This is a genomic window from Pseudonocardia nigra, assembly GCF_019396355.1.
Classification (GTDB): Bacteria; Actinomycetota; Actinomycetes; order Mycobacteriales; family Pseudonocardiaceae; genus Pseudonocardia; species Pseudonocardia nigra.
Window position 1 is genome coordinate 1 of sequence record NZ_JAHKRK010000436.1, and the last position, 1,660, is coordinate 1,660.

2 protein-coding genes are annotated in these 1,660 nt (G+C 68.8%); one reads left to right on the forward strand and one right to left on the reverse strand.

All coding sequences use genetic code 11. The features are described from left to right. The first annotated feature begins 121 nt into the window (after positions 1 to 121). Positions 122 to 1,024 carry a prolipoprotein diacylglyceryl transferase gene (locus KME75_RS41345; protein WP_219420433.1) on the forward strand — a complete coding sequence of 301 codons (903 nt, stop codon included), beginning with the start codon at positions 122 to 124 and terminating at the stop codon, positions 1,022 to 1,024. Between the two features lie 7 nt (positions 1,025 to 1,031). Here KME75_RS41345 and KME75_RS41350 read toward each other — a convergent pair whose 3' ends face one another. After that, positions 1,032 to 1,460 carry a hypothetical protein gene (locus KME75_RS41350; RefSeq protein WP_219420434.1) on the reverse strand — a complete coding sequence of 143 codons (429 nt, stop codon included), beginning with the start codon at positions 1,458 to 1,460 and terminating at the stop codon, positions 1,032 to 1,034. Positions 1,461 to 1,660: the final 200 nt, after the last annotated feature.

Below are 1,660 nucleotides of genomic sequence, written 5' to 3' on the forward strand. Positions count from 1 at the left end.
TGGCGAGCACTGCGCCGCATCACCGCCAGCCCCCGCAGAATCGGCGCCTACGTCAAAGCAGCGCTCGTCCTCACCCACATCGAACAACTCCAGCTACGCACTTCTTGCTGAGATCACCTCAGTGTCCTCACCAGATCCCTGTTGCTCATGTCGCGACTACCGACTGCCACACCGAGTCGAACCACTTCTGCGCCTCACGGACGTATTGTGCGCCGATTGCAGTATCGTCGTCGCTCGACGCAAAGTGGAACAGGACGGCGTCCTTCCCCATTGGGTCGAAGATGGCGGTCGGTTCCTTCTCGATCGACACCTTGTGTTCGAGTACGGGGTAGAAGCCGAAAAAGACCTCATCTCCGTTGATGATGTAGAGCCACCCTCGCCGGGGTCGACGACCCCGCCTGGTCGCCACCAACCGGGTCGAGGGCCCGGACGGGCAGCCGCGTTCCTCGCCCACACCGCCGGCACCCGCGCGGCGGCCGAGCGGGCCAAGGCCGAACTCGCCGCCCGGCACGTCGACGACACCGAACCCGAGCAGCAAGTCACCGCCGAAGAGTGGCTCGCCGCCCACCGCGCCGCGCTCGCCGAGGACGAACCCCACCGCGACATCACCGAAACCGACGTCGCCGAGGCCGACACCGCCCGGGCCGAGGCCACCGACCGCACCGACGAGCACGGCGCCGACGTGCACGCCACCGACGAGACCGTGGCGCCGCCGCACGAACGCGTCGAGGTGCCCGACCGGGACCTGCGCGAGATCGCTGCCGACGAACCCGCGCCGGTTGACGAGGACACGGTGCGCGTCCCGTCGGCCGAGGAGACCTCCGACGCGATCGAGAAGGCGAACCGCGCCCTGGTCGAGATGCGCGCCCGCGACGCCGCCGACGCGCAGGAAGCCGAAGAGCACCGCGCCGAGGAACTGAACCGGTGGCACACCGACGACCAGGCCGACGAATCCGCCGAGGTCGACGAGGACCCCGCGGCCGGGTATGAGCCCGCTGGCTACGAACACGCGGACGCGCTGTGACAGCCTCTCAACTCCCGGTACTTGCCTCCGCGTGCACTTCCAGCGGCGGTGGTCCGGCGTGCCGCCAGGCCCACCGCAGGGTCGCCCGAACGGCCTCGCACCAGCCCGGACGCGCCTCCACCAGGTCAGGACGCCGAACGTCGAGCAGCTCCGCGGCCAGAAACTCAGCCTCGATCAGCTCCTCGTACGCCGTCACGGTCCGGTTCGACACGGGCGAGTACGCCAGACGACGGCCACCCTGGCGAGCCGGAACGACCGCGCCAGCGATCCATCGGCAGGTCGCCACGACACCACCGGCGTACCAATCGGTCACACCCCGCTCGCCCTGCTCACGGCACAGCCGCTCCGCCGCCGCCCAGACGGCGGCGAACTCGGCGCGGGGCACCCGGAGGTTGCGCACCGGAATCCGCGCGATGTCTTTCTCGGTGACCTCCATGCGCCCAGCGTGACACGCACCACCGGAGTTCCGCAGCTAACCGGTGATCTGGTCCACACTCGAGGTCGTCTATACTGGTCATCCCTGAAGGAGCGGGGCCGGTCAACCCCCTGTTGTTGTAGTTGATCTTTTCTTCGTTGGCTCTCCGACTGTTCTTGGGCGCGTCGAGGTAGGCGGCGGGGTCAAGGAGCGCCCGGGAG

Excerpts from the sequence above, each read along its gene's own strand:
- KME75_RS41350 (WP_219420434.1), bottom strand. The coding sequence starts at position 1,460 with ATGGAGGTCACCGAGAAAGACATCGCGCGGATTCCGGTGCGCAACCTC.